Consider the following 7,488-nt stretch of genomic DNA (forward strand, 5'->3'; position numbering starts at 1 on the left):
GAAGGACTCCCCATGAAAGCTGTCGTCTTTGAAAAATTCGGCGAGGCGCCGACAATCCAGACCGTTCCCGATCCCAAACCGGCCGCAGACGGCGTTGTCATCAAGGTCGAGGCTACGGGTCTTTGCCGCAGCGACTGGCACGGCTGGATGGGCCATGATGACGGCATCACGCTGCCGCACGTCCCCGGACATGAATTGGCTGGCGTCGTCGTCGCCGCCGGCAAGCAGGTCGGCCGCTGGAAGGCCGGCGATCGCGTCACGGTCCCCTTCGCCGTCGGTTGCGGCCGCTGCTTCGAATGCACGTCCGGCAACCATCAGGTCTGCGAGCACCAGACGCAGCCTGGGTTCACCGGCTGGGGCTCGTTCGCCGAATATGTCGGCATCGAGCACGCTGACACCAATCTGGTGCGCCTGCCCGAAGAGATGGAATTCGCCACCGCCGCCAGCCTCGGCTGCCGTTTCGTCACCTCGTTCCGCGCCATCGTCGACCAGGGCCGGGTGACGCCGGGCGAATGGGTGGCGGTGCATGGCTGCGGCGGCGTCGGCCTCTCGGCGATCATGATCGCCAGCGCCATGGGGGCCAATGTCATTGCCATCGACCTCACCGACGAGAAGCTGGAATTCGCCAAGAAGATCGGCGCGGTGGCGACGATCAACGCCTCGACGATGCCGAACGTGGTCAAGGCGGTCAAGCAGATCACCAATGGCGGCGCGCATATGTCGATGGACGCGCTCGGACACCCGACCACCTCCTTCAACTCGATCTCGAACCTGCGCCGGCGCGGCCGTCATGTTCAGGTCGGGCTGATGATGGGCGAGCATGCCCGCCCGCAAGTGCCGATGGACAAGGTGATCGCCTTCGAGCTCGAAATCCTCGGCAGCCACGGCATGCAAGCCTATCGCTACAACGCGATGATGGAGATGATCCGCACCGGCAAACTGAAGCCCGAATTGCTCGTGGGCAAGAGGATCAGTCTCGAAGAGGCGCCAGCCGCGCTGATGGCGATGGGCGGCTTCGAGGGGATCGGCATCGGCGTGGTGACGAAGTTTTAGTTCCCCAACACAGGGATTTTGAAAGGTTTGCCGTTTGTCTTGGTGTAAGATTCAGTTCCGTGAAATCAGCGCAAACGCCGGGGATTGGTTGAAGCCGCCCCACCCTCGTCGTTCTATGGCGGCAAGGAGCGAAGCGACGCGCGCAGACCATAGAATCCATTCCGTGACTTGGAAGCGCCGCCTCGGTGCAGAATTCTGCTCCGTTGCATGCCTTGGCGAAGGTAACGGCATGGATTCCAGGGTCTTCGCGACGGAGCTTCGCTGCTGCTCTGCCCTGGAATGACGATCGCGATGGGCGTTTCGGCCAATCTCCAACGTATGCCGCCTGCCAACGCAAACAGAGCCGACCGGTCAAAATCCCTGTGCAGTGCGCCTATGCGCACCCGGCAAAACCGAGCGCGATTACGGGAAGCCACCCCTACCGCGCAAACCTCTTCGCCCCGAACACGCAGGTCACGACACCCAGCGTGACGACCAGCATCATCGGGCTGACCTTTTCGTGCAGCAGGGTCGCCGCCAGCGCCAGGCCGAAGAAGGGCTGCAGCAATTGCAACTGCCCGACGGCGGCGATGCCGCCTTGTGCCAGGCCGCGATACCAGAACACGAAACCGATCAGCATGCTGAACAGCGAGACATAGCCGAGGCCGATCCACGCACTTGAGCCGATGGCGGCGAAGGATGGCGGCAGCGTCGCGAAGCTCAACGCCAGCATCACCGGCAGCGACAGCGCCAAGGCCCAGCAGATGACCTGCCAGCCGCCTAGCTTGCGCGACAGCTTGGCCCCCTCAGCGTAGCCCAGCCCGCAGACGATGATGGCGCCGAGCATCAGGCCGTCGCCGACCGGCGACGCGGTCACGCCTTGCGCCAAGGCAAAGCCGGCGACCAAAGCGCTTCCCAGGCACGAGAACAGCCAGAAGGCCGGGCGCGGACGGTCGCCGCCGCGCAGCACGCCGAATATCGCAGTCGCCAGCGGCAGCAGGCCGACGAAGATGATGGAATGCGCCGAGGTGACATGTTTCAGCGCCAGCGCCGTCAGCAACGGGAAGCCGACCACGACACCCAGCGCAACGACGACGAGCGAGATCAGGTCGCTGCGCTCCGGACGCTTCTCGCGAAACAGCAGCAGCATCGCAATCCCGAGCAGGCCGGCGATTGCCGCCCGGGCCGCCGTCAGGAAGGTCGGGTCGAAATCCATCACCGCCACCCGCGTCGCCGGCAGCGACCCGCTGAAGATCAGCACCCCAATGAAGCCGCTGAGCCAGCCGTCGAAACTCTTTTCCATGATCCGCTCCGTTTGCGCTTCCGTACCGGCGCGGGCCATGGTGTTGCCAGAGACAATGGAGTACAATTCTACAAAACTGTAATGGTCCACAGAGAAGTACAGATGGACGCATCAGGCCCAAATGCCAGTGGCGCCACCCTCGTCGAAACCGTCATGACGGCAATCCGCCAGCGGATCGCGGCGCGCACGCTGACGCCCGGAGCCCGCCTGCCGTCGATACGAGCCATGGCCAGATCCATGCAGGTTTCAAAATCGACCGTGGTCGAAGCCTATGAGCGCCTCGCGGCGGAAGGCACGATCCGTTCGCGGCCTGGCTCCGGCTTCTACGCCGCCGGCCAGCTCGCGCCATTGTCGCTCGCCGAGATCGGCCCACGGCTGGACCGAGCCGTCGACCCGCTCTGGGTGTCGCGGCAATCGCTCGAAGCCGGCGAGGAGATGCTGAAACCCGGCTGCGGCTGGCTGCCGGCGTCCTGGATGCCGCAGGCTGCCTTGCGCCGGGCGCTGCGCAGCGCAGCCCGCGCGGAGGACGTGACGCTTGCGGACTATGGCACGCCGCTTGGCCTGCCGTCGCTGCGCCAATTGCTGGCAAGGCGCATGGCCGACCATGGCGTCGAGGCCTCGCCGGACCAGATCATGCTGACCGACTGCGGCACCCAGGCGATCGACCTTCTGTGCCGCTTCCTCATCGAGCCCGGCGATGCGGTCCTGGTCGACGATCCCTGCTATTTCAACTTCCACGCGCTGTTGCGCGCGCATCAGGCCAAGGTTGTCGGCGTGCCTTACACGCCTTCGGGGCCGGACATCGAGCTTTTCGCCGAGGCGCTCGCCGAGCACCGGCCACGCCTCTACATCACCAATTCCGGCATCCACAACCCGACCGGCGCGATCCTGTCGCCGGTCACCGCGCATCGGCTCCTGAAGCTCGCCGACCAGGCGGATCTCACCATTGTCGAGGACGACATCTTCGCGGACTTCGAGCATAGCCCTGCTCCGAGGCTCACGGCCTTCGACGGGCTGCAGCGCGTCGTCCAGATCGGCTCCTTCTCCAAGACGCTGTCGGCCTCGGTGCGCTGCGGCTTCATCGCGGCGCCAGCCGACTGGATGGAGGGGCTCACCGATCTCAAGATCGCCACGACTTTCGGCAGTGCGCGGCTATCCGCCGAGCTGGTGCTGACCCTGCTGAAGGACGGCAGCTACCGCAAACATGTCGAGCAATTGCGCACGCGCCTGTCGCGCGCCATGGCCGAGACCGCCGGCAGGCTGAAGGCGATGGGCATCGTGCCCTGGATCGACCAGCCTGCCGGCATGTTCTTCTGGTGCCGCCTGCCCGACGGCATCGACGCCGCCGACGTCGCCCGCCATGCGCTCTCGGACAATGTCGTGCTGGCGCCCGGCAACGCCTTCAGCCTGTCGAACACCGCCGGCCGCTTCATGCGCTTCAATGTCGCGCAATGCGCCGACGAACGGATTTTCCAGGTGGTCGAAAAGGCGATAGCCGCGTCTCGTCGCAAGGCCGCGTAGTCTACGCTGGGTCTCAGCAGGCCCTAGGCCCCTGCCCGCTTGCGGCGCTCATACATCATCACCAGCGTCTCGGCGGTCAGCGCCGGCTTCTGCTCGCCTTCGATCTCGACGGTGTTGGCCGCCTTCATCAGATACTGACCGGGACCGCGGTCCTCCATGGAAAGCAGCGTGGTGCGCAGCCTGATGCGCGCGCCGGCCTTGACCGGCGCCAGGAAGCGCACCTTGTCGAAGCCGTAGTTGAAGGCGGCCTGGGTGTTTTCCGGCACGATGCCCATCTCCAGCGCCAGCGCGCCGATGATCGACAAGGTCAGGTAGCCATGCGCGATCGTGGTGCGGAATGGGCTCTGCCGTTTCGCCCTTTCGGGATCGACATGGATCCATTGGTGGTCGCCCGTGCACTCCGCGAACTGGTCGATGCGCTGCTGGTCGACCGTCGTCCAGTCGGACACGCCGAGCTCCTGCCCGGACATCATGCGCAACTGCTCGAAGGTCGGCGGCGTTCTCGGCCGTGTTTCCGTCATTCCGGCTTTCCCATCACTTTTGCCTGTCTCCCGACCATGAAGCGGCGGCCTCTGTCAATTCGCCGCCCCGCGATTTTCGCCGGTAGAGTTGATGCTTTGGGGCAGGCCGAGAACGCTCGGACACCTGCGCCGGTTGCATCGCATGTCGGTCGGTGATGGGTCCGAAATCGCCAGGTAGCCTATTTCTTTTCGTAGCCGGCGCGGATTTCCGCCATCGCATCCCGGATCCGGTCGCGCAGGATCTCGACCGATTCGGTGCTGGATTTGCGCACAAGGTCGGCCACTTCGCTGGCATTCTTCAGCGTCGTCTCGAACGACCTGCGGGCAAACTCCGCCTGCTTGCTCATCAGGTCCTGCGGATTGCCGGGCGTCTGATAGTTCTGCGCCATCCGCGTGATCTCATGCATGGCATTCTGGACCATCTCATGCTGCCTCGCCAGCACCGAGGATGCGCCGGCCGCACTTGCCCTCGCCGATTTTTCCAGGGCTTCGAGGTTCTTGCGGTGATGGTCGAGGATCGCCTGGACGTCGACATTCGGTAGCTTGAGGTCGCGGCCGAACCTGCTGAACATGTCGAGGAACGAGTCCGATTCCGGTTGTCTTGCCATGCCCTGCCTCCCTGCCGGCCGCGATGCGGCACCCTTGAAGGAGAATAGTGCTCCTTGGGCCGGCGTCAATTGACGAGGAACAGCCGCTCCGCCATATGGAGCGCCAGCCCGGCAAGCCCGCCGACGATCATGCCGTTGAAGCGGATATATTGCAGGTCCCTGCCGATGTTCAGCTCGATCAGCCGCGTCAGTTGCGCAAGGTCCCAGCGCTTGACCTGATCGGCGATGAATGTCGACACCCCGCTCTTCTGGCTTTCGACGAATGAAGCCAGCGCCACGACAAAACCTTGGTTCATATCGGCCCTGATCTGGGCGTCGTCGGCCAGATGCCTGCCGATCTCGACGAACATGTTGGCGAGGTGCTCGCGGATCGTCGAATTCGGCGCATTGACGTCCTGCTCGATGAACAGGCGCAGGCTTGTCCATGCATCGCCGGCCAGCGCCCGCACCTCCGGACGTCCGAGGAAATCGCGCTTCAGCTTCTCGGCGCGCCTGGCATATTGCTTCGAGGTCCTGAGCCGCTCGATGAAGCCGAGCGCAAAGCGGTCGAATTCGGCGCGCATGGGATGATCTGGATCGGCCCGCACCTCATCGAGCAGCGAACCCGCCGACGCGACGATCTTCTTCAAAAGATAGGCATCGGCGCGAAACAGGTTGAACAGCGACGGCAGTTCCTCGCGGATTTTTTCACGCATCGTCGCCAGCGCCTGCTCGTCGTTGAGGAAACGCCCGACGACCCGGATGAACTCGTCGAACAGCTTTTGGTGGCGGCGATCGTCGGTCAGCGCCGACAAAAGATCGGCCGCGAGCGGCGCCAGCGGCACCTTCTCGATCTGCTCCAGCATGCGGCTGGTGACGAAGTCACGGAGGCCTGACTGCTCCACCGCCGTCAATGTCTGCGGCACGAGGCGTACGACGAATCGCGACAGATCGGAGGCGCGTTCGGCGTCGGCCAGCCAGTCGGCGACCAAAGCGGCGAAATCGACCTCGGCGAGCTTCTCGCGCACCGGCTCCGGCGCCAGGAAATTGGCCTCGATGAAGCGGCCGAGATTGTCGGCGATCCGGTGCTGGTTCTCCGGAATGATGGCCGTGTGCGGGATCGGCAGCCCGAGCGGCCGCCGGAACAGCGCGACCACGGCATACCAGTCGGCGAGGCCGCCAATGGTCGCCGCCTCGGCGAAAGCCGCGACGAAGCCGAGCCACGGATGGCCGCTCTCGAAGGACTTGGCGAGCGCAAAGACGAGGATGCACAGCGCGAGCGCCGCGGCGGCGACGAACTTGGTCCGCCGCAACGCCGAGAGCTTAGCCTTGGCATCGGCGTCGAATCGAACCGGCGCGAGGGCCGAAGCTGTCCGTGACATGGAAAGGCGTTTCCTGTTTGCACCCGCTTCTATCTAGTGGCTGCGCCGGCAAAACGCTCGTTCGAAGCACTGGAGCGATATCCGGCGACTATCCGCGCCGGCATGCACAAAAAGTTGACACGATTATTCAGCTATGTACCGGTCCAGTCTGGAATTGTTCCAAACTATGGGCCATATTCGGCTTTAAGCTAATATTTCGCGAGGATACCATGCGGCTCACGCGCCAGACCAATTATGCGATGCGCATTCTGATGTACTGCGCCGCTAACACCGAAAGGCTGAGCCGCATCCCCGAGATCGCCGCCGCCTATTCGGTGTCCGAGCTGTTCCTGTTCAAGATCCTGCAGCCGCTGGTCGAGGCCGGCCTGGTCGAAACCGTGCGCGGCCGCAACGGCGGGGTGCGGCTCGGCCGCGCGGCGGAACAGATCAACCTGTTCGATGTCGTGCGCGTCACCGAAGAGAGTTTCGCCATGGCCGAATGCTTCGAGAACGACGCAGCCGAATGCCCGCTGGTCGACAGTTGCGCCCTGAATTCGGCGCTGCGCGAGGCGCTCAACGCCTTCTTCGCCGTGCTTTCACGCTACACGATCGCCGACCTCGTCGCCGCGCGCCCGAATGTGCGCAGCCTGCTCGGCATCGACCTCCTGGAGCAGCGCGCGCCGGCGGCGTGATTGAGCCCTTGCGGCTTGGTTCTCGAGGGGAGCCACCTCACACCTTTCCGGGTGCAACGCCACCCGTGACTCCCCGGATGGGCGCCACCCATGGCCTCGCGGGTGGGGCGCGCCACCCCATGGCTTCGTCATGTATGGACGGCCCCTTTTGGGCAAGAGGCAAAATGGCGGCAGCGGCGTAAGTCTGGAGCGGTCATGTATTCGGCCTTTAGTGCGGTCGCTTTCGATGACCGCTGACCCGCAGGGGTTACGCGGATCGGGTTCCAATCATTCTAGCGCGCTTTTGAATCGCGATGACGATGGCGGATTTTCCCGACCCAGGTCCTGACCATTTTGCCGTGCTGCCTTTCTGCTCCTTACACTGTTAAGGGCCTCGATAGCGGTTAAGCCGCAACTGGTGCCCTGTATTGTTGTCCCGACTGCAGCATTGCCCAGATGATGCGGGCGGTCTTGGCCGCTTGAGCCACGACG

General features: G+C 64.1%; 7 protein-coding genes. 3 read left to right on the forward strand and 4 right to left on the reverse strand.

Features of this window, described 5'->3' with window-relative positions; all coding sequences use genetic code 11:
* Positions 1-12 precede the first annotated feature (12 nt).
* The gene (locus FJ425_RS09915) at positions 13-1,053 is read left to right on the forward strand and encodes a zinc-dependent alcohol dehydrogenase family protein (protein ID WP_140723056.1); all 1,041 of its coding nucleotides are present in this window, start codon (positions 13-15) and stop codon (positions 1,051-1,053) included.
* Positions 1,054-1,471: 418 nt separating this feature from the next.
* On the opposite strand, the gene FJ425_RS09920 is transcribed toward FJ425_RS09915, so the two are convergent.
* Positions 1,472-2,335: a DMT family transporter gene (locus tag FJ425_RS09920; RefSeq protein WP_140723059.1), complete on the reverse strand. Its 864-nt coding sequence runs from the start codon at positions 2,333-2,335 to the stop codon at positions 1,472-1,474.
* 102 nt (positions 2,336-2,437) lie between these two features.
* Between FJ425_RS09920 and FJ425_RS09925 the strand changes: the two genes are divergently transcribed.
* On the forward strand, positions 2,438-3,856 hold the full coding sequence (locus tag FJ425_RS09925) for a PLP-dependent aminotransferase family protein (protein WP_140723062.1): 1,419 nt from the start codon (positions 2,438-2,440) through the stop codon (positions 3,854-3,856).
* 23 nt (positions 3,857-3,879) lie between these two features.
* Here the strand turns inward: FJ425_RS09925 and FJ425_RS09930 are convergent, their stop codons facing one another.
* From FJ425_RS09930 to FJ425_RS09940, 3 genes are all read right to left on the reverse strand, one after another.
* Positions 3,880-4,377: a MaoC family dehydratase gene (locus tag FJ425_RS09930; protein ID WP_140627184.1), complete on the reverse strand. Its 498-nt coding sequence runs from the start codon at positions 4,375-4,377 to the stop codon at positions 3,880-3,882.
* A gap of 179 nt (positions 4,378-4,556) precedes the next feature.
* Positions 4,557-4,985 (reverse strand): TIGR01841 family phasin, encoded by a 429-nt coding sequence (phaP, locus tag FJ425_RS09935; protein ID WP_140627182.1) that lies wholly within the window; start codon positions 4,983-4,985, stop codon positions 4,557-4,559.
* A gap of 65 nt (positions 4,986-5,050) precedes the next feature.
* Entirely contained in the window at positions 5,051-6,346 is a 1,296-nt protein-coding gene (locus FJ425_RS09940; protein WP_140723065.1) for a DUF445 domain-containing protein, read from the reverse strand.
* 209 nt (positions 6,347-6,555) lie between these two features.
* On the opposite strand from FJ425_RS09940, the gene rirA reads away from it, so the two are divergent.
* Positions 6,556-7,017: an iron-responsive transcriptional regulator RirA gene (gene rirA, locus FJ425_RS09945; protein ID WP_140543679.1), complete on the forward strand. Its 462-nt coding sequence runs from the start codon at positions 6,556-6,558 to the stop codon at positions 7,015-7,017.
* Positions 7,018-7,488: the final 471 nt, after the last annotated feature.

It is taken from the genome of Mesorhizobium sp. B2-7-2, assembly GCF_006440775.1.
Lineage (GTDB): Bacteria > Pseudomonadota > Alphaproteobacteria > Rhizobiales > Rhizobiaceae > Mesorhizobium.